The organism is Enterobacter sp. DSM 30060, from assembly GCF_013375955.1.
Classification (GTDB): Bacteria; Pseudomonadota; Gammaproteobacteria; order Enterobacterales; family Enterobacteriaceae; genus Enterobacter; species Enterobacter intestinihominis.
In genome coordinates this window covers 4,055,769-4,076,267 of sequence record NZ_CP056118.1, presented here as the reverse complement: position 1 = coordinate 4,076,267, position 20,499 = coordinate 4,055,769, and the positions used below count along the sequence as shown (strand labels likewise).

General features: G+C 53.2%; 18 protein-coding genes and 1 pseudogene. 3 read left to right on the top strand and 16 right to left on the bottom strand.

Going from position 1 to position 20,499, the window contains the following annotated elements:
- Window positions 1–95: 95 nt before the first annotated feature.
- From HWQ15_RS19490 to HWQ15_RS19475, 4 genes and pseudogenes are all read right to left on the bottom strand, one after another.
- A pseudogene (locus HWQ15_RS19490) lies at window positions 96–296 on the bottom strand (GNAT family N-acetyltransferase); the annotation flags it as partial.
- 38 nt (window positions 297–334) lie between these two features.
- Window positions 335–2,542: a peptidase domain-containing ABC transporter gene (locus HWQ15_RS19485; protein ID WP_017382355.1), complete on the bottom strand. Its 2,208-nt coding sequence runs from the start codon at window positions 2,540–2,542 to the stop codon at window positions 335–337.
- Window positions 2,542–3,795 carry an HlyD family secretion protein gene (locus HWQ15_RS19480; RefSeq protein ID WP_032624257.1) on the bottom strand — a complete coding sequence of 418 codons (1,254 nt, stop codon included), beginning with the start codon at window positions 3,793–3,795 and terminating at the stop codon, window positions 2,542–2,544. Before HWQ15_RS19480 ends, HWQ15_RS19485 begins: the two co-directional genes overlap by 1 nt.
- A 14-nt stretch (window positions 3,796–3,809) precedes the next feature.
- Window positions 3,810–4,454 (bottom strand): CPBP family intramembrane glutamic endopeptidase, encoded by a 645-nt coding sequence (locus tag HWQ15_RS19475; protein WP_023300106.1) that lies wholly within the window; start codon window positions 4,452–4,454, stop codon window positions 3,810–3,812.
- 1,274 nt (window positions 4,455–5,728) lie between these two features.
- Between HWQ15_RS19475 and HWQ15_RS19470 the strand changes: the two genes are divergently transcribed.
- A complete protein-coding gene (locus HWQ15_RS19470; RefSeq protein WP_058646625.1) occupies window positions 5,729–6,277 on the top strand; it encodes a GNAT family N-acetyltransferase in 549 nt (182 codons plus the stop codon).
- Here HWQ15_RS19470 and HWQ15_RS19465 read toward each other — a convergent pair.
- The 8 genes from HWQ15_RS19465 to sad form a co-directional block, all read right to left on the bottom strand.
- Window positions 6,265–7,179, bottom strand: a complete 915-nt coding sequence (locus HWQ15_RS19465) for a bestrophin family protein (protein ID WP_063148884.1) — start codon at window positions 7,177–7,179, stop codon at window positions 6,265–6,267. The genes HWQ15_RS19470 and HWQ15_RS19465 overlap by 13 nt on opposite strands.
- 201 nt (window positions 7,180–7,380) lie before the next feature.
- Window positions 7,381–8,832, bottom strand: a complete 1,452-nt coding sequence (locus tag HWQ15_RS19460; RefSeq protein ID WP_063148883.1) for a tagaturonate reductase — start codon at window positions 8,830–8,832, stop codon at window positions 7,381–7,383.
- A 116-nt stretch (window positions 8,833–8,948) separates the two neighbouring features.
- A complete protein-coding gene (locus HWQ15_RS19455; protein ID WP_063148882.1) occupies window positions 8,949–9,476 on the bottom strand; it encodes a GNAT family N-acetyltransferase in 528 nt (175 codons plus the stop codon).
- Between the two features lie 82 nt (window positions 9,477–9,558).
- Window positions 9,559–10,524 (bottom strand): sensor domain-containing diguanylate cyclase, encoded by a 966-nt coding sequence (locus HWQ15_RS19450; RefSeq protein WP_063148881.1) that lies wholly within the window; start codon window positions 10,522–10,524, stop codon window positions 9,559–9,561.
- Between the two features lie 58 nt (window positions 10,525–10,582).
- Entirely contained in the window at window positions 10,583–10,945 is a 363-nt protein-coding gene (locus tag HWQ15_RS19445) for a DUF4186 domain-containing protein (protein ID WP_048965757.1), read from the bottom strand.
- Entirely contained in the window at window positions 10,945–11,847 is a 903-nt protein-coding gene (glsB, locus tag HWQ15_RS19440) for a glutaminase B (protein WP_015570529.1), read from the bottom strand. Before glsB ends, HWQ15_RS19445 begins: the two co-directional genes overlap by 1 nt.
- A gap of 86 nt (window positions 11,848–11,933) precedes the next feature.
- The gene (locus HWQ15_RS19435; RefSeq protein WP_063148880.1) at window positions 11,934–13,523 is read right to left on the bottom strand and encodes a methyl-accepting chemotaxis protein; all 1,590 of its coding nucleotides are present in this window, start codon (window positions 13,521–13,523) and stop codon (window positions 11,934–11,936) included.
- Between the two features lie 127 nt (window positions 13,524–13,650).
- Window positions 13,651–15,033, bottom strand: coding sequence for a succinate-semialdehyde dehydrogenase (sad, locus tag HWQ15_RS19430; RefSeq protein WP_063148879.1), 1,383 nt, complete (start codon window positions 15,031–15,033; stop codon window positions 13,651–13,653).
- 99 nt (window positions 15,034–15,132) lie between these two features.
- Between sad and HWQ15_RS19425 the strand changes: the two genes are divergently transcribed.
- A complete protein-coding gene (locus tag HWQ15_RS19425; protein WP_045622741.1) occupies window positions 15,133–16,011 on the top strand; it encodes a LysR family transcriptional regulator in 879 nt (292 codons plus the stop codon).
- Here HWQ15_RS19425 and HWQ15_RS19420 read toward each other — a convergent pair.
- The 3 genes from HWQ15_RS19420 to HWQ15_RS19410 all read right to left on the bottom strand — a co-directional run bounded on the left by HWQ15_RS19420 (window position 15,965) and on the right by HWQ15_RS19410 (window position 18,133).
- Window positions 15,965–16,447 (bottom strand): GNAT family N-acetyltransferase, encoded by a 483-nt coding sequence (locus tag HWQ15_RS19420; RefSeq protein WP_032622224.1) that lies wholly within the window; start codon window positions 16,445–16,447, stop codon window positions 15,965–15,967. The genes HWQ15_RS19425 and HWQ15_RS19420 overlap by 47 nt on opposite strands.
- 62 nt (window positions 16,448–16,509) lie before the next feature.
- Complete coding sequence (locus HWQ15_RS19415; RefSeq protein WP_063148878.1) at window positions 16,510–17,322, bottom strand: PhzF family phenazine biosynthesis protein; 813 nt, start codon at window positions 17,320–17,322, stop codon at window positions 16,510–16,512.
- Between the two features lie 22 nt (window positions 17,323–17,344).
- The gene (locus HWQ15_RS19410; RefSeq protein ID WP_022648107.1) at window positions 17,345–18,133 is read right to left on the bottom strand and encodes a PhzF family phenazine biosynthesis protein; all 789 of its coding nucleotides are present in this window, start codon (window positions 18,131–18,133) and stop codon (window positions 17,345–17,347) included.
- 176 nt (window positions 18,134–18,309) lie between these two features.
- Between HWQ15_RS19410 and HWQ15_RS19405 the strand changes: the two genes are divergently transcribed.
- Window positions 18,310–19,506 (top strand): sugar transporter, encoded by a 1,197-nt coding sequence (locus tag HWQ15_RS19405; RefSeq protein ID WP_022648106.1) that lies wholly within the window; start codon window positions 18,310–18,312, stop codon window positions 19,504–19,506.
- A 93-nt stretch (window positions 19,507–19,599) separates the two neighbouring features.
- On the opposite strand, the gene HWQ15_RS19400 is transcribed toward HWQ15_RS19405, so the two are convergent.
- Entirely contained in the window at window positions 19,600–20,265 is a 666-nt protein-coding gene (locus HWQ15_RS19400; RefSeq protein WP_022648105.1) for a MarC family NAAT transporter, read from the bottom strand.
- Between the last annotated feature and the right edge of the window lie 234 nt (window positions 20,266–20,499).

Genomic DNA, 20,499 nt, shown 5'->3' with positions numbered 1-20,499 from the left:
CACCATGGGTTTGTATAGGGGATGTGTGCGGAGGCGGTTTTATTGCATACCTGTGTATGCATCACAGAGGCAGATACAGTGTGATACAAATCCGGTTAAAGGGTGATTCGGTAACGGACGTAATCGTCGGCTTCACCATAGTGATCATACAGCTTACGCGCCGGATTGTTCATGCGGGTTACCCAGTAGAGTTTTGACCACCCTTCCCGCTTCCCTTCATCGATCAGGGCGTCGATAAGCGCTTTACCCGCCCCTGCGCCACGTTCGGCAGCGTCAACAAATAGATCTTCCAGATAGGGGTAAGTTTGGATATCGAAAATTATGTACGTTAAGGTTAATTTTTTGCCATCACGTCATTAGTATATTCACAAACAGACTCGCCATTATTGACTGTATGCTGGAGATTCAGCTCCGTTAAGTAGCCGTCTGCCAGATACAAAACCCGGTCTGCAGAGGCTATGGTTTCCGGGCGATGGGCTATCAGCAGAACAGGAAGCCCCAGTTGACGTAAGGTCTGGCTTATCCGGATTTCACTCTCAACATCAAGGTGGCTGGTCGCTTCATCCAGTAACAGGAATCCCGGTTTCTTGTACAACGCCCTTGCCAGCAGAATGCGTTGTTTTTGTCCTCCGGAAAGCCCTCCGCCGGTTTCACCAATCAGCGTCTGATACCCCATCGGCATTGCCATAACATCGCTGTCGATAAGTGCCAGTCTTGCGCACTGGATCATTCGTTCATAATTTCGGTCATCACTGAAAAAAATAATGTTATCTGCTACAGAACCTTTGAAAAGATGGTCATCCTGCAGTACGGTACCGATACGCTGACGAACCTGAAAATAATCCGGATGCGTATGCAATATGCCAAATGCCCTGATCCTGCCCTCATCAGGGATGTGGATCCCAAGGATAAGCTTCACCAGTGTCGTTTTCCCGCATCCGGATTTACCTGTAATGGCAACGACTTCTCCGGGATTGAGTGTCAGCGACACCCCGCCGATTATCGGATTTTCCCCTCCCTTGTGGCTGAAGATAATGTGCTCAAGTACTAGAGGAGCATGAGCATATTCATCCATCTCCCTGCGGGATACAGAAGGAATGTGCGAAGCGTTGTTATGCTCACGAAAAGGCTGTTGCTGAAGGCCTTCTGTCGGGGTCAGTACAATATCAGCCAGTCGTTCGTTGTAAACATCGAGCATACGCCAGGAAAAAAACTTATCAGTCAGGCTACTGATACTGGAAGAAAAACGCGTCTGATAGGATAAATAAGCAACCAGCATGCCGACGGTGAAGGTACCATTCAATACCTCCCCGGCGCCTTTCCACAAAATGATTGCTGATACCACGCTGCCGGTAAGAGTGTGAGCAATGTCATAGCACATCAGCAGACGGCTCTGACGCAACTGCGTATTTCTGCGGGCAACGTTGAGATTCAGCCAGGCGGCCTCACGATGTGCCGTCACACCGTTAATTCTCAGGCTGAGGATCCCGTTGAGTGTTTCAAGAAAATGCCCGGACTCCTTGGCACCTGCATCCCAGGCATCTTCTGCCGACTGTCGAAGGGACGGATACCACAGTGCCCTCAACACACCATAGAAAATGGCTGCAAGTACGGCGATCAATGTCATTTCAGGACTGTACAGCAGCATCATGCAAAGCGCAGTCACCACGAGCAACACATCCAGAATACCTTCCAGCACTTGCGTAGTCAGCGCCTGCTGGATGGTATCTACCGCCTCAAAACGAGCATTAATACTCCCCTTACTGCGTGCATCAAACCAGGCCAGAGGAAGATGGACCAGATGATGGAAAACCCGTGCTGTCCACTGCATGTTAAAATTGACGGACAGTGTAATACTCGCCCACTGGCGGGCCAGTGACAGCAGCATCTGGGTCAGTGACATCAGCAGAAGCGCAATAATAATGACGGTCAACAAACTCTGGTCGGCAGCCACCAGGACTTCATCAATCACCAGCTGGTTGAGAAGCGGGCTTCCCAGTGTCAGGATTTCGAGTGCCACGGCAAAAACGATAATTCGCGACATTGCCGACAACAGACCCGGTGTTTTACCTGTCAGTTGGCGCAGATGGATTTTTTTCCTTTCATCCCGAGCGGTAAAATCACTGGCTGGCATCAGCTCCAGCGCGACGCCGGTGAAATGTTTTCCAGCATCCTGTAGGGAGAGCGTTACTTTTCCCTTTTCCGGATCATGAATAACCAGCCTGCTTCCGCGAACTTTATGTAGCACAACAAAATGATTCATGTTCCAGTGGAGAATACACGGGAGAGAAAGGGATCTTAGGTCCTCAAGCTCCAGCCGAACTGCCCGGCTGGATAATCCGATACCGGCCGCACATTCAGTCAGTCTCTGCAGGGTCATCCCTTGTGAGCTGATACTGAAACGTTCGCGCAGTGTGGGTAAGTCTGTTTGCAGACCATGCCAGCAGGCCATCATGACCAGGCATGCCAGACCACATTCCGCTGACTCTGTCTGTCGGGTGAGAGGAAGCTGTTTTCTCCCGGTCCATTTGAGTGTATCCATCACAGCTTTCCTTTCAGGCTCCAGAGCGGCTCAGTCAGCCACTCCCACAAATTGCGGGTATCCAGGCTGACATCCCCCTCAAGAACCATGCCGGGGCGCAGGGCTTCCTGTTTCCCATAAGCCAGAATAAAAGTATTTTCAGGTTCAACGATGACGCGGTAATGACCTTCATTCTCCTTCCAGGTCACAGGAGATACGGAGAGTAAATCAGAAGATGTCAGCGTTGTATGGCTTATTTCACGGATAGTCCCGTACTGCACACCAAACTTCTGATAGGGGAAGGCAGAGAACCGCAGGGCAACACGCTGCCCCGCCTGAATAAAGCCAGCATTCTGACTGGTAGCATAGAGTTCTATCTGCAAACGGGCATTGTCGGGAATGAGGGTCATGACAGGTTCAGATGCCCTGACAGACTGTCCCTGTCTGACCAGCACGGCAGCAACGGTTCCGGATACCGGTGAAGTCAGCGTGAAATTTTCCTTACCTGCCAGTTCGTCCTGCTGTTGCCTGATAACCTGCAACTGCCTGTCCATTTCAGCCTTCCGGCTTTCACCCTGAACGATGAGATGGTCAAGGTCGTCTTTAGCAGCCTCCATCGCGGTGTGCAGTTGCAGAAGCCCCTGACGCTGATCCTCAACGTTTTGCTGTGACGTTGAAACGTCAATCTGCTTCTGCTGGTATTCGATATCTGATACGTAATGCGTATCAGCAAGTTTCTTATAGCGCTCCATAACAGACACGGCCAGCGCAGCCTGATGCACGGCAAGTGACAGACGCTTTTCTGCACTTTTAACCTGAGGTTTCAGGGAAACTATTCGCTGTTGTATGGCATGCTGCTGCTGACTGTTGTCACGCAATTCCAGGGTCTGTTGAGAAGTCAGCATTGTAAACTGAGTTTGTAGGGAAAGTCTTATAGCAGCGAGTGTACCTGCCCCCTGTTCGTTGAAATGTTCACCGCTGATATGATAAAGAGTCTCACCGGCAATAATGTGTTGACCTTCTGAGGCGGTCAATTTGGTTACGTAGCCAGCATATTGAGGAGTGATTTTTACCAGCCCGGATGAGGGCATAACGATTCCGGAAAGGTGAGCCTTACGTGTATAGCTACCATAAAGAATAAAGAGTATCAGGCACAGAAATATGAATAACGTTGTGAGTGCGCTTACTGATAAACCGAATGACGCAGGTAAGACAATCTCACCATAATCAGAATCTGTTTGATGATTTAAAGCCTCTTCCCTGAAGATATTCATATCCCAAATACCCTTCAAAAATTTAACGACAAAACAAAAGCATTCATGCACGAATGAATTATAATAGGATAAAAAAGCCCTCTGCTTCTTATTCTAACTATTAATAGCAATATTGACACCAAAAAAAGAATGGATTGATCTAAAATGTTATAATACTGTCCATGCATCAGACAAAAAGACAATGAAGTCAATATACATGGGATAATATACTTTTTATTAAAAATTGAGTGGAAAACACCGAAGATACAGCCCCTGTATATAATCTCCTCATAATATGGGACTACGAAGGTGGCTATTATAAATGCTATAAAACTAATATGGGAAGGTCCATAATGATATAAATTATCCCTGTAAAGATAAACATTATACTGAACCAGCAAAATGACAAACAACACAACAATAGAAAATTTTATTGAAGTTAAATCTCTACTTGGGCGTAATTTAAAACCATCCAACTTCCTTAAGTAAAAAATATACAAGAAAAATGCAATTGAAAATTCCGCAATAAACAATAAGAAAAATGACACATCGAGAGTAAGATAGCGGAGGGTTATGGATGGCGATAACGTAATTATTATTGAGATAACAGACGCGATAAAAAGAACAATTACGTTTTTCTTACTATAAATGAATGGATAGACATGCCTAAAGATTATCATGTTCAACCTATTATTAATTCATATTTTATATAAGAATCAACAAATATGGTTATGATATCGTAATCATTTTTTGATATCATGCACTTTAACTTCAGTGAACATTTGTAATGATTCCATTCTGCAACACAACAATTTTTATCGGAGTGTACTTTATTTACTTTTAAACCTATTCATCAAGTTAACGCCCCATCGAGTTACTGCTATTAATACAATCAACGCAATAAGAAACCTTGATATAATCCCTGGCCGTGATACTTCGTCAAACTCAAGAACTTCAGCGTATTTCAAAAGGGTAAATGCGATAATGAAAAAAAATAAGTAAATTAGGAAATTTAAAAATTGTTTCATGCTTAACCCGATACTTGTGATTACATTAACTTTATCAAAAATAATAGCTCATCATGACTACTTCGAATAATCATTAAATATCGAAACACCTAGAATAACATTCAGTTATAATGAGCTTTTAAATTATTATCACACACAACTCAAATTACTTACCAACGGCATTGTCCGGGGCCGTTGTAATTATTACTTTTATCTTTACTACCACGATCTGAAAAACTATCTTTTGTGCACTGGCCAGCTATAGCTCCACCAATTACCCCATCGGTCATACCCACTGGCCCCCCAGGAGAGCCGGCGATTAGACCACCGATGATTCCTGCGCCGCATGAGTCAACGCCCTTGTAAATAGAGCCATTGTTTCCTTTTGAATTACCAGATTTAGAGCTGGTGTTACGACTACCGGCACCTTCATAATTACCGCTTCCATTGCCGCCACTTACTAATGCTATCTCATTAAGGCTTAATGCTCTTATATTCGACTTAAATCATCTCCATTTAATTTAGTTTTGCATTTTGTGCTAAAAAAATATCTTACATTACTTAATGTAAAGAAAGTGTATTTATGTAAGCAAATGTAAATATGCTATTGAACTTCGTAAACCGTAGCTCCATTTGGGAGCAGTTCAGCTCCTGCATGGGCAGGCCTATAACACGAAATCGACCTGGAGGTAAGGTAATGTTCAGGCATCTTTTCTGACGTCCAGCGCGCAATCACTTCTGCGTCGTAACAGATTTTACAGCCATGGCGCATCGCTTCGTTACGGACGTGCCAGAGTGTTTCGGCTTCTTCGGGCCTGGCTTTTCTTGGCATTACATACTCCTTTATGGATAAATCTGAATAACAAAAGCACGACCAACTGGAATGTGATATTGATGAAATATCAGAACCCAAACAAATGATAACGCTCAAATATGGAGATCACCGGATGACGATACCCACGCTTACGACAGAACGCTTATTACTTAAACCCCTTGTTGCCGCCGATGCCGTCCAGATCCAGCAACGCTATCCGCGCTGGGAAATTGTCCGCTATATGGTGGCTTCAGTCCCCTGGCCCTACCCGGAAAACGGTGCAGAAAATTATGTTAATAACGTTGCACTACCCGATATGGCCAAAGGGATTGCGTGGTTCTGGACGATTCGCAGCCGTGAAGCGCCGGATGAACTGATGGGGTTAATTTGCCTGTACGACGTCGAAGACAACAACCGGGGCTTCTGGCTCGCGCCGGAATTTCAGGGACAGGGATATATGCGTGAGGCGAGTATCGCGGCAACGGATTTCTGGTTCAATACGCTTAACAAAGCGGTGTTACGCGCGCCGAAAGCGGCGGCCAACAGCCGCTCCCGACGTATTTCAGACAGCAGCGGCATGCGACTCATCAGGACAGAGAAGAAAGCCTATGTCAGCGGCCTGCTGGATTCGGAGCTGTGGGAAATCACCCGCGACGAGTGGAATGCCCGTCAGGTCAGCTGATAATGCTTATTCGGCATTAGCCTTTCAGGGATGTTCTCTTCATCGTTCATCTGCAACAGATCGCGCTCCATCATGTTGCAGATGGCGTCCAGCGGCAGATCGTTATCTTCCGTCCCAAACGGATCTTCCAGCTCTTCCGCCAGCGTATCAAGCGAGATAAAAGTGTAGGAAATCAGCGCAGAGACAAAGGGCGTCATGTAATGCAGATCAACAACCAGCGCAAACGGCAGCATGATGCAGAACAAATACACCGTCCGGTGCAGGATCAGCGTATAGGCAAACGGGACTGGCGTATTGGCGATACGCTCACAGCCTGCCAGCACGATGGACATATCGTTCAGGCGGTTGTTGAGGCTGTGAAACAGGATGTCTGAAAGGTGCCCGCTGCGCCGCCGTACGGCCAGCCACTCCCCCATGATCAGCAGGATACGGTTCGCCGGCGAGTTGGCATCCATCACTTTGCGTAAATCGTCTGGAGCCAGATAGCGGGACAGCTGATCGGCATTGGTTTCTCTGCGCAGTGTCATACGCAGACAGTTAGCAAACGCGATTTGCAGGCGTACAAACTCTCCAAGATGTTTATCATCCGGCAAGGTGTTTTTTACCTCGCGAAACAGCGAGCGCGCCGCTATCATCAACTGCCCCCAAAGCAGACGCGCCTCAACGTAGCGCGAATAACAGGCGTTATTGCGAAATCCCAGGAAGATGGCGATAGCCACGCCCAGAATGCTGAACGGCGCGACGGTAAAGCGGATACCCAGCGAGGTGTACCACGGCAGCATGACAATCACGGCGATGGATAGCAGGAAGTTAAGCAGCAGTCGGGTATAAATTTTGGGAAGTACCGAACCATGCCAGACAAAAATCAGTTGCAGCCAGTGCTGTTGAGGACGAACAATCATAATCAGCTTCAGAAAAGTAAAGAGCGCGGCTATTAAACGTGATCCTCATCACGGTTGCAAGCATGTTAATAGTTCATTGCATTTTCTGACCTGTTAAGCCCTGACCGCACGGTGCTGCCTGAGCTTTTTAAAAAAAGGACGTATAGTATGTTGTAACTAATAATGGTCTGTAAAAAACCCGGCAAACGCCGGGCATTATGATTAGCAGAGCGGTTTCACCGCCTCGCGCATGCCTTTGCTTAAAATTGCATCCAGATCCTGGGCAACCTGGTCTACCAGTCCGTTCACCAGAGTGAGATCCTGTTCCCAGTGCTCGCTCACGCTTAACACCGACGATACCAGTTCACGGGTAGTGACTTGTTTGTCGTGATGTTGCGTCCACAGCTGCTGGTAACGTTCAAGCCAGTGCGCATCGTCCTGCACCGGATAGCGCTCACCGTTGCGCTCGGCACGGTAAAATGCAATCAGCGCCGCCAGGGCAAAGGTCAGACGTGCTGGCAGTTCACCGGTCGCCTTCTGCCCTGCCAGCAGTTGCGGCAGAATGCGGGTGCGGTACTTGGTCATCCCGTTCAGTGCAATCGACAGCAGCTGATGCTTAATATACGGATTACGAAAACGCCCCGTTACGGCACTGGCGAAGGAGTGCAGCTCATCGCGCGGCAGATCCAGGACCGGAATAATCTCCTCATAAATAGCCTTCTCTACGAACGCGCAAATCTCCCCGTCGTTCATGGCTTCCCCTACCGTATCCAGCCCGGCCTGAAAAGCGACCGGAACCAGCGCCGTGTGTGCGCCGTTGAGGATCGCCACCTTACGCTCTTTATAAGGCTTGATATCGTCAACAATCAGGACGTTGAGCGGGTATTTATCCAGGCGCAATTCAGCTGAAAGTGATTTTGGCCCCTGAATAACAAACAGGTAGAAATGTTCTGCCGTGTCGAGGAAGCTGTCGTGATAGCCCAGCCCGGCTTCCAGCTCTGCCACCTCATCACGCGGAAAGCCGGTAACAATGCGGTCAACCAGCGTCGAGCAGAAGGTGTTAGCGTTATTCAGCCACGCAATGAATGCCGCCGGCAGCGCCCACTCCTGTGCATAACGCAGCACCAGTTCACGCAGGGCATCGCCGTTATAGTCGATAAGCTCACAAGGAATGATGATCCAGCCTTTATCCGCAGCCCCGTTAAAGTGGGTAAAGCGTTCGAACAGCAGACGCGTCAGTTTGGCCGGATAGCTGACAGCTGGCGCATCGTCAAACTTATCGCCCGCGTGATAGCCGATCCCCGCCTCCGTGGTATTAGAGAAGACAAACCGCATCTCCGGATTATGGGCGAGTTTCAGGAATTCATCGTACTGGCTGTAGACGCTGATTTCACGATTCACGGAACGAATAAGACGCGCATCGCTTACCGCTTCCCCCTCCTCATTCAGACCACGAATAATCGTGGTATACAGACCATCCTGGGTGCTCAGCGACGGCGGAAAATCACTCTGGATCGGCCGTACAATCACCACACCTGCATTGAGATCGGTATGCTCGTTTAAGAGGTCGATTTGCCAGTCAACGAACGCGCGGAGGAAGTTACCTTCGCCAAACTGGATGATACGTTCAGGGTAGCGCGCACCGGGGAAATCACGACGGTTGAGTGTGTTCACAATGGAGGTCCTTTATGATTAGTCATACAGCCTGATAAGATTGGTGTGATAACTTATCAAAACTTCAGGACCAGAACCCCTGTCTGGATCAACTCAGGACGCGATGGTGAAAAATATTAAAGAAATTTATAGAACACCGAGGTCGCCGTCATGTCCCCGTTCGGCATCAGGGCGTAGCGTGGGATCTCCCCCGCCTTTTGCCAGCCCGCTCTCTGATAAAATGTCTCCGCGCCGCTGCCGGTCGAGGTATCAAGCACCAGCACCGTAAGCGCTTTTTCACGCGCAACCGTCTCCAGGGCTTCCATCAGCGCCATTGCCGCACCTTTACGGCGCGCCTTCTCATGTACCAGAAGTTTCGCGACATCTGCGCGGTGCGGCTGGTTTTCCGGCTGGTCGGTGATCAGCTGGACCGTGCCAACCAGCCCCTGCTCCGCGTCAAAACAGCCCAGGACGGTACGCTCGTCGCGCCCGACGCTGTCAGCGACGCCGAGCCAGAAGGTTTGGGCTTTCTCGGGAGAAAAAGGCAGCATAAAGCTGACGGAGGCGCCGCCGTTGACACAGTTGACGAGGATATCGCTCAGGGCATCAATGTGGGTGAGGATGTCCTGTCGGGAGAGAGGTTTAATCAGCATGGGAGAGTTCATTGCGCGTCCTTAGGTTGAATCTCTCCACTTTGCTATTAACATTTTTGTTACGCAATAAGCGATGACATAGGATTTCGTTATGTCATTTTTCGCCGTGATGTTGCCGCTTCATGGCGTACATTTGCGCATCCGCGTGTTTTAACCATGCCTGCATATCGTTGCGGTGATGATCGAACTCGCTCAGCCCCCAGGAGAACTGTAACGACCAGGGATGCAGCTGACGCGCGTTATACTTCTCCGTTTGTTCGACAAGATACTGCATGGCGATCCAGGCGCCAGGTTCATCGGTATCCGCAAACAGCACCGCGAACTCATCTCCCCCGAAACGTACCAGCATATCGGCCTCGCGGAATGAGGAGCGCATCAGGGCGGCCATCGCTTTCAGGGCTTTGTCGCCCTCCTGATGCCCGAAGCGATCGTTAATGGTTTTGAAATGGTCCAGATCCAGCCAGCTAAGCGTTAACGGTTCTGCCCTACGCTGCGAAACCGACAGTGCAAACTGCGCAAACTGGTTAAACCCGCGTCGGTTAAACAGGCCCGTGAGTTCATCGGTCGTGGCGGCGCTAACGGCTGCAAATTCATCTTCTGCCAGCGCGCTGAGATCGGCCAGTACGGCGGAATCCGCAGCGGTAAACTCACGCGGTGCGTAATCAATGAGACACAACGATCCTACGCACGCCCCGTCACGTAAACGCAGCGGGAAACCGGCATAAAAGCGCACGCCCGGATCTCCCGCCACCTGCGGATTATCCGCAAAGCGTTCGTCCAGCAGCGTGTCAGCCACCACCAGCGGCGCGTCACCCAGGATCGTATGACCACAAAACGAGAGATCGCGAGGCTGGCTGGCGAGTGCCCGCCCGTCGGCAGATTTCACGATCGCAGCGTGGTCATCCACCAGCGTAATCATCGCCAGCGGCACCCTGAAAAAGCGTGTTGCCAGCCGCGTGAGACGATCAAACGCGGGATAATTGTCGATCTCAAGCAGACCGGACTCGCGCAGCGCATTCATGCGCTCCGTTTCATTCACGGGAATTAGAGGTGCTTTCATGACGTCTCCTGACGCTGAGCATTAGTAAAAGCGTAGCTTAAACAGAGACATTGTCAGTTCAGGAGGCACGATTTACCTCAATGACCAGCCAATGATGGATCACGTTGACGATATACTGTTGCTGCTGCGCACTCAGCGGCACGCCCTGCGGGATAGCATGCCACTTAGCCAGACAGCCCCGGCAGCAGGTTGCCGTGGCATGCTGGGCGATAAAAACCGGATGGCCGCGCATCGGCGTCTGCTTACCGTCATTCACCGGGTGTGCAGGCGCCAGCCGCGCGGCGATAAAATCAGCGGCATGCTTATCGATAGTGTCCGCGCCCTTATCCCAGCAGTATTGCCGCTCTTTCATCCCTAAATGAAATCGTGAACGAAACGTGGAGCGAGCCAGGCGCGTGAACAGAGGATCTAACGTGGACATCAGTATACGGACCGTCCAAGGCGTTTGGTCAGCTGTTCCAGCGCCGCGACGCCCGCCAGTGAGTTGCCGGTCTCGTCCAGTTCCGGGCTCCAGACGGCAATCGCCATCTCGTGCGGAACAATGGCCACAACGCCGCCGCCAACGCCGGATTTAGCCGGCAGCCCCACGCGCCAGGCAAACTCCCCGGCGTTCTGATACATTCCGCTGGTTGCCATTAAGGCGTTGATCTGCCGGGCCTGCATCGGGGAGACAACGTCCTCGCCCAGATGCGGGGCATGGCCCTGATGCGCCAGAAACAGAAAAGTCTGCGCCAGTTCAACGCAGTTCATCTTCAGGGCGCAGTAATGAAAATAGTTTTGCAGAACCGTGGCGACATCATTATGAAAGTTGCCGAAGGACTTCATCAGCCAGGCGATGGCGGCGTTACGTGCAGAGTGTTCAAACTCAGAGCGCGCTACCACCGGATCGTAGGCGATGTCCTGCACGCCGGAAAGCTGCCGCACAATCTGGAGCATACGCTGGCGCGGCGCGCTCAGACGGCTTTGCAGCATATCGCACACCACCAGCGCCCCGGCGTTGATAAACGGGTTGCGCGGCTTACCCTGTTCGATTTCAAGCTGGAGAAGGGAGTTGAAGGGCTGACCGGAGGGATCTTTGCCCACCCGCTGCCAGATCTCCTGCTCGTCATACTGGCGCATGGCGGCAACGAGGCTAAGCACTTTTGAGATCGACTGAATTGAAAAGCGCTCCAGTGCATCTCCCGCCTGAAAACGCTGCCCGTCGACAGTACAAATGGCGATGCCGAGCTTATTACCGCTGATCGAGGCCAGCGCGGGAATGTAATCGGCAACCTTACCCTGCCCCAGTAACGGACGAACCTGCGCCAGAATCTCGTCCAGCATCTCATTATGGATGACCGCAGCCACACTTTGCTCCTTGCCCTCAGGCTAAAACGGGCTGCGAGTATAACAGAGGCTTATACGTCACGTCAGGCAGGGAGACGAAAACGCGAGACGGCCTGCAACAAAAGATCTGACTCCCGATGCAGGCGCTCAGAGGCATTCGACGCTTCGCTAACCAGCACATCTGTCTGACGCGATACCTGATTCAGCGCCTGAAGTTGGCGCGTCATCTGATGAATGCTTTCCCCCTGATTTAGAGTGGCCAGCGAAATATCATTGAGCAGGCTACTCAGATTGGCCACCAGCCCGGTGACCTGCTGGAGATTTTCTTCCAGACGGTTTACCACCTGAGAACCTTCTTCAATGCCCTGTAGCGAGTGGTTAATTAGCGACTGGATGGTTTGCGTAGAGTGACTGCTTTTTCTGGCCAGCAGCCCCACTTCACGGGCGACCACCGCGAACCCGCGCCCCTGTTCTCCCGCATGGGCGGCTTCAATGGCAGCGTTGAGGGCCAGAATATTGGTCTGAAACGCCACGCTGTCGATCATGGCGACAATCCCACGCATCTCTGAGGATCGGTCGACGATCGTCTGCATTGAGCCATTTACCGCTGTCATCATTTGCTCCCCGCCGACGGCAGCCTGTCGGGCTTCATCCGCGCGCGAGCGGGCGAGTTTTGCATAACCCGTGTTCCCCTCAACGTGGGTTTCGAGATCGGCGATATGCGCGGTCACCTCCTCCAGCTCTTTGGCCTGTCGCGTGGACTGCTGATAAAGCTTCTGGTTCCCCTGCGCAAGTGACCCGATATTTTCGACCATAGAGGTAGTGGCCTCGCTGACCTGAGTCACCAGTTGCTGGAGCCCGCGCTGCATGGCGGTAATACTGCCGCTGAGCTGGCTGATTTCACGGTTAAAACGCACAACGTCAGGGGGTATTCCCGACAAATCCCCTGCCGCAAGCTGGTTAATATGGACAATCAGACGGCGTAGCGGGGATATCACCCATTTCGCCATTGCAAACCAGACGGCAATGGCAATAGCCAGCAGCACCAGCGGCGCAAACAGGAACAGCCGTTGCAGGCCTGAGAGTTGTTCCATGAGCGACTGACGCCCCTGTATCGCCTGCTTCTCACTCCCTTGCTGATAACGTGCAAAGTTGTCATTAAAATCGGTCTGAAACGCCTGGGCGGGTACGGCGAAAAAGAGGTCGATGCTGTTGGTTTTCACCAGCCCTTCCGCCTGCTCGCTAATGGCACCGAAGAACAGCTGATAGCTATTAACAAGCCCCTCGTCCTGCGGAGGATTAAGCGCGAGCCAGGCTTGCCATGCCTGCTGAGACGCCGCCAGGGATTTTTGCGCCTCGTCCATCAGGCTATGCCAGCTCCCTTCCGAACCGGTCTCTTTATCCTGCATAAAGTACACCCCGGAGCGGTTGAGCAGATCGCTCGCCGCAAGCAGCGAAATACGCGCCTGATCCAGTCTGCTCTGTTGCTGCCAGGCCAGCTGATTGCGCTGTTCGTTACGCTGGGCTTGATTCAGGGAAGCGGTAAGCAGGAAGGAGGATGAAAGTTGCAGGGCGGAGAAAAGGCCGATAATACAAAAGATGCCGGTCAGCAGGCCAAACTGACGAGGAAAAAAGCGCTGCGCAAGACGACGAAAAATTTGCGTTAGGTTCATAATTTTCTTCTGTAACAATACGTTAGACGCGAGCGAGTCTACGAAACGAAAATGACAGAACCATTGCAAAATAATGACAGGAAACGTGAATTGCCGGGTAGCGGCCTTGCCCTACCCGGCATCAACATTACACGCGATCCTTCCAGACCGTCTGAACGTTACAGAACTCATGCAGACCGAAATGTGAAAGCTCTCGCCCGAAGCCGCTCTTCTTCACTCCGCCAAACGCAACGCGCGCATCGCTTGCGCTGTAGCCATTGATAAAGACTCCGCCGCACTCCAGCTCGCGAGAGAAGGTTTCAGCCAGCGCATCGTTCGCGGTAAAGACCGTCGCTGATAAGCCAAAGTCGCTGTCGTTAGCCAGCTGCAACGCGTGCGACGCATCATTGGCGACGGTAATCGCAGCCACCGGGCCAAACAGCTCCTGACGGAAGGCCGTCATCTGTGGGGTGACGTCGCCGAGTACGGTTGGCGCATAAAAGTTACCGGTCCCGGCAAGCTTCTCGCCGCCGAGCAGCAGGGTCGCCCCTTCCGCCAGCGTAGCCTGTACCTGCTGATGCAGTTCATCGCGAAGATCAAATCGCGCCATCGGGCCAATATAGTTATCTTCCTCATCCGGTGCGCCCATTTTCAGCGCCTTGACCGCGTCAACAAAGCGTTGGGTAAAGGTGTCCGCCACGCCCGCTTCCACAATAAAGCGTTTCGCCGCCGCGCAAACTTGTCCGGTATTCTGATAACGTCCGGCCACGGCCGCGTTGACAGCCAGATCCAGATCGGCATCATTCAGAACGATAAACGGATCGGAGCCGCCCAGCTCCAGCACGCATTTCTTCAGCGCCGCGCCCGCCTGCGCGCCAATTGCCGCACCAGCCCGAACGCTGCCGGTTACAGTCACCGCCGCGATACGCCGATCGTTAATCGCCTGGCTGACGCCGTCATTTGTCGCGTTCACCCAGCCAAAGATCCCCTCCGGGAAACCGGCATCCGCGAACACCTTCCCGATAAGCTCCGCCGAGCCGAGCACATTTGGCGCATGTTTAAGCAGATAGCTGTTCCCTGCCAGCAGGATCGGCACCGCACCGCGCAGCACCTGCCAGAGCGGGAAGTTCCACGGCATCACCGCCAGAATAGGCCCCAGCGGACGGTACTCAATCACCGCATTGTCGACCTGGGTAGATTCCGGGCGCAGCATTGCCGGGCCGTATTCAGCGTACCAGTCGCAAAGGCTGGCGGACTTAGCCACCTCCGCACGCGCCTGCACAATGGGCTTGCCCATCTCCCGGGAGATAGTCTGCGCCATCTCTTCCGCACGGCTACGCAGCGCCGCACCCAGATCGCGAAGTTTTTGCGCCCGGTGCGCCACGCTTTCGCGTCGCCACTGACGAAAACCGGTATCCGCCTGCGCAATGGCACGCTCAACGTCACCGGACGTTGCCCACGGGTAAGCAGCCAGCGTTTCGCCGGTAGCCGGGTTGACAGAGTGGGCATGGGTTGCAGATGAATACGTCATGAAGTTCTCCATGTAATAACAGTTGATTGATTGTGGCCCACTCTGCTATTTCTTAAAAATGAATAATACTCACCACCTTGTTCACGAATCGAGAATGGTATGGACTTAACACAGCTTGAGATGTTTAACGCCGTCGCACTGACCGGCAGCATTACCCAGGCGGCGCAGAAGGTACACCGGGTGCCGTCAAACCTCACCACCCGCATCCGACAGCTTGAAGCGGATCTCGGTGTGGAGCTGTTTATTCGCGAGAATCAGCGCCTGCGGCTTTCCCCCGCCGGGCACAATTTTTTGCGCTACAGCAAACAGATCCTGGCGCTGGTCGACGAAGCGCGAATGGTCGTCGCCGGGGATGAACCGCAGGGATTATTCTCGCTCGGCGCGCTGGAAAGTACCGCCGCCGTACGCATTCCGGAAAGTCTGGCGCGGTTTAATCAGCGCTATCCGCGCATTCAGTTTGCGTTGTCCACCGGGCCTTCCGGTACGATGATTGACGGTGTGCTTGAGGGGACGCTCAGCGCCGCCTTTGTCGACGGGCCGCTCTCACACCCCGAACTGGAAGGAATGCCGGTTTACCGGGAAGAGATGATGCTGGTCACCCCTGCGGGCCATGCGGAAGTGTCAAAAGCCACGCAGGTGAGCGGTAGCGACGTGTATGCCTTTCGCGCCAACTGTTCCTACCGGCGTCATCTGGAGAGCTGGTTTCATGCTGACCGCGTAACGCCGGGAAGGATCCACGAGATGGAGTCCTACCACGGGATGCTCGCCTGCGTGATTGCCGGGGCAGGCATTGCGCTGATGCCCCGCTCCATGCTGGAGAGTATGCCGGGGCATCATCAGGTGGCGGCGTGGCCGCTGGCGGAAAACTGGCGCTGGCTCACCACCTGGCTGGTGTGGCGACGCGGGGCGATGACCCGCCAGCTTGAGGCGTTTATAGGGCTGCTAAACGAACGTCAGCCACCAGTGTCTTCTCCATAAACAGGCTCAGCGGATCCTCGTTGTAGGGGGCAAACGCGGGGCGCCGTTCGTATCCACACTGTTGATACAGACGAATAGCGGCGTGTTGTTTGATCCCCGTCTCCAGCCGGACGGTGTGGCAGCAGCGGCTGAGGGCTTCATCTTCCAGCGCCGCCAGTAATTTATCACCCAGCCGTTGCCCGCGATGGGTTGGATCAATATAGACCCGTTTCATTTCCCCGGTCCCGTCCCCGTTCAAAACAACAGCGCCACACCCGACAGCGTTAAGCTGAGTGTCACGAATAATCATCAGGATCAGCGAGTCGTCCGGCAGTTCGGTTAAATCCAGCAGATGATTACTTTCCGCGGGATAGAGAACGCTTTGATAACGGTCCAGCGCCGTAATCAGGGCGAGAATATCTGGATGATGGGCGGATTCAGCGGTAATAGAATACATGGCAGGCTCCTTGTCGTTTTCGTTCAACATACCGCCCGCCCTGTATACCGGCGTCATAGTTTTTAATGATGACCGTAATCCTGGAGACGAAGGAAAATTTTCCCCTTCATATACAGCGTGGCCTGGCCGCCAATCAGCACGCGGTCGCCTTTCAGCTCGCAGCGCAGATCCCCGCCGCGCAAGGAGACCTGGCGGGCCGACATCTGCGTTTTTCCAAGCTTTTCGCTCCAGTACGGGATCAGCATGCTGTGCGCTGATCCCGTCACCGGATCCTCCGGTACCCCTTCCCCCGGGCAGAAGAAGCGGCTGACGAAATCATACTCATCCCCCGGCGCCGTAACGCAGACCATTTTCCCCAGCGGGAGCATGGCTGTGATATCCGGCGTCAGCGCCTCCACCTGCCGCTGGCTGTCGAGCACCACCATGTAATCGCGCCCTGCACGCACCTCTTTTGCCGCGTTAATGCCCAGCGCGCTGAACAGCACTGGGGGTGGAGTATCGACAACCTCGGTTGACCACGCCGGGAAATTAAGCGTCAGCCAGTCGCCGCTGCGTTGTACCGTCAGTTCGCCGACAAAGCGCGTGGTGAAGGTGATTTCCGTATGTGGATAATCCAGGTATTCGAAAATAACGTGAGAAGCCGCGAGGGTTGCGTGGCCGCAGAGGTTAATTTCATCCTGCGTGGTAAACCAGCGCAGTTCAAACCCGTTATCCGTTCGGACAAAGAACGCCGTCTCTGACTGATTATGCTGCTTCGCCATCTTCAGCAGCGTCTCATCCGGCAGCCACGCCTCCAGCGGACACACCGCCGCCGCATTGCCGCCGAACGCCCTGTCGCTGAAGGCATCCACCAGATAAAAATCAATTTCCTGCATCGTTGGTTCCTCTTAGATTTATTCAGCGCAGAAATACTGTGCCCTTCAGATACAGCGCCGCCTGCCCGCCCATCCGCACGCGGTCGCCTTTCAGTTCGCAGCGTACGTCGCCACCACGGGCAGAAACCTGACGGGCAAACATCTGTGTTTTGCCAAGCTGTTCACTCCAATAAGGGATCAGCATGGTGTGCGCGGAGCCGGTGACAGGATCTTCCGGCACGGCCACGCCCGGCGAGAAGAAACGACTGACAAAGTCGTATTCCCCCTCGTCCCGGGCGGTGACGGCCACTTTATGTTCCCCCGGCGTCATGGCGGAGAAATCCGGATTAATGGCTTCCACTTGCTCGCGGCTCTCCAGTACCAGCACCCAGGCGCGGCCTTTTCGCGCCTCGACGTAGTGGCTGATACCGAGTGCGGTGAGCATCTCCGGTGGCGGCGTCTGTGCCTGCGTCGGGCAGGCCGGGAAGTCCAGCGTCATCCAGTCACCTTCACGGCTGACGGTCAGGCGACCAGAAGCGGTGTCAAAATGAAGGCGTGAGTCCGGATAATCCAGTTCGTTAAACAGAACATACGCCGCGGCAAGCGTCGCGTGACCACACAGATTAACCTCGGTGAGCGTGGTGAACCAGCGCAGCTCAATCCCCCCTTTGGTGCACACAAAAAACGCGGTTTCCGACTGGTTATGCTGTTGTGCCATCCGCAGTAACGTCTCATCCGGCAGCCACGCGTCGAGCGGGCACACCGCCGCCGGGTTGCCGCCAAAGGAGGACTCGCTGAACGCATCTACCAGATAAAAATCAATCTCCTGCATCGTGTTACCGCCTGTTTTTGTTGTGTTGTTCTTTATCTTCAATGAAAACAACCGCGTTCGCTACCGCTGCATGAAGGTAAATTTTGTGATTCACATCACATAACGGTTGAGTTTTCGCCGTTTAAGGCTTTAAGATCGTCTCCTCATCTTTCAGGCAACGAATCCCAGATATCCCTATGACAACACACACGGTTTCCCGCAGGGTCGCGTGGCTACGCGTGGTCACGCTCGCCATCGCAGCGTTTATTTTCAACACCACGGAATTTGTTCCGGTTGGGCTGCTGTCCGACATTGCAGCCAGCTTCCATATGGAAACGGCACAGGTTGGCATTATGCTGACCATCTATGCATGGGTGGTAGCGCTGATGTCGCTGCCGTTTATGCTGCTGACCAGCCAGATGGAACGTCGTAAGCTGCTGATTGGGCTGTTTGTGGTGTTCATAGCCAGCCATGTGCTGTCATTTATGGCATGGAACTTTACGGTGCTGGTGATCAGCCGCGTCGGCATCGCGTTTGCCCATGCCGTTTTCTGGTCGATCACCGCATCGCTCGCCATTCGTCTCGCCCCGGCGGGGAAACGCGCCCAGGCGTTGAGCCTGATTGCCACCGGAACGGCGCTGGCGATGGTGTTAGGCCTGCCGATCGGGCGCATTGTGGGTCAATACTTCGGCTGGCGCACCACCTTCTTTGCCATCGGCATGGGGGCGCTGATCACCCTGGTGTGTCTGATCAAACTGCTGCCAAAACTGCCTAGCGAACACTCCGGCTCGCTGAAAAGTCTGCCGCTGCTGATGCGTCGACCGGCGCTGATGAGCATCTATCTGCTGACCGTGATTGTGGTGACCGCCCATTACACGGCCTACAGCTATATTGAGCCGTTTGTTCAGGTTGTGGCGGGCTTTAGCGCTAACTTCGCCACCGTTCTGCTGCTGATCCTGGGCGGCGCGGGGATTATCGGCAGCATCCTGTTCGGGAAGCTGGGCAATAAGCACGCGTCTGCGCTTGTAAGCAGTGCGATTGGCCTGCTGCTGGCGTGCCTGCTGTTATTGATGCCTGCGGCAGGCAGCGAGAGTCATCTGGCGATCCTCAGTCTGTTCTGGGGCGTGGCGATCATGATTATTGGTCTGGGAATGCAGGTCAAAGTGCTGGCCCTGGCCCCGGACGCCACGGACGTGGCAATGTCGCTGTTCTCGGGAATTTTCAATCTGGGAATTGGGGCCGGTGCGCTGGTGGGAAATCAGATCAGCCTGCATGTATCGATGTCGGCCATTGGCTATCTCGGGGCGATTCCCGCGCTGATTGCGCTGATCTGGTCGGTGCTTATCTTCCGTAAATGGCCGGTCGCGATGGAAGAACAGACCAGCCACGGTTGACGTTAGTTGTGCCGGGTGGCGGCTTCGGCCTACCCGGCCCAGGTTATTACGGACTTGTAGGCCGGGTAAGCGCAGCGCCACCCGGCAATGTCCTCAGTGATACGTCTTAATGATCTCCAGCACGCCGTTAATAATAAACTGCACGCCCATACAGACCAGCAGGAAGCCCATCAGACGGGAGATAGCTTCAATCCCCCCCTTGCCCACCCAGCGCATAATCGCCCCGGAGCTGCGCAATGACCCCCAGACGATAATGGCGATAAGCGCAAAAATGATCGGCGGCGCAACGGTAATAACCCAGTGCGGAAAAGTAACACCATCACGCACCGTTGAGGCGGAACTGATGATCATCGCAATCGTTCCCGGCCCCGCCGTGCTCGGCATGGCTAACGGCACAAACGCGATATTGGCGCTCGGTTCGCTTTCAAGCTCCTCCGATTTGCTTTTGGCTTCCGGAGATTCATGCGCTTTATGCGCCGGGAACAGCATCCGGAAACCAATAAACGCCACAATCAGCCCACCGGCGATACGCAGACCGGGAATCGAAATACCAAAAGTATTCATCACCAGTTGTCCGGCATAATAAGCCACCATCATAATCGCGAAGACGTAGACGGAGGCCATCCTCGACTGCTGGTTGCGCTCCGCGCTGTTCATGTTACCCGCCAGCCCCAGAAAGAGCGCCACGGTCGTTAACGGGTTCGCCAGCGGAAGCAACACCACCAGCCCAAGCCCCACTGCTTTAATCAAATCCAACATAATGCACCGCAGTCCTTATCCTTATTCATTACCGCAATTATAGGGGGAAAGTCTCGTCCTGAGCTATCCGCGCAACGTAACCATAATTGTCTCGCGTAACTAATAATCCCAAATTATCTATATGATTTAAAAGCGTACAGAAAAAGTTCCTGAAGCGTTTTAGCATTTCGTGGCATCGGCTGATCCATTCAGTTGACTTATACTTGCCTGAGCAATAATATCTGCCGTGACTAA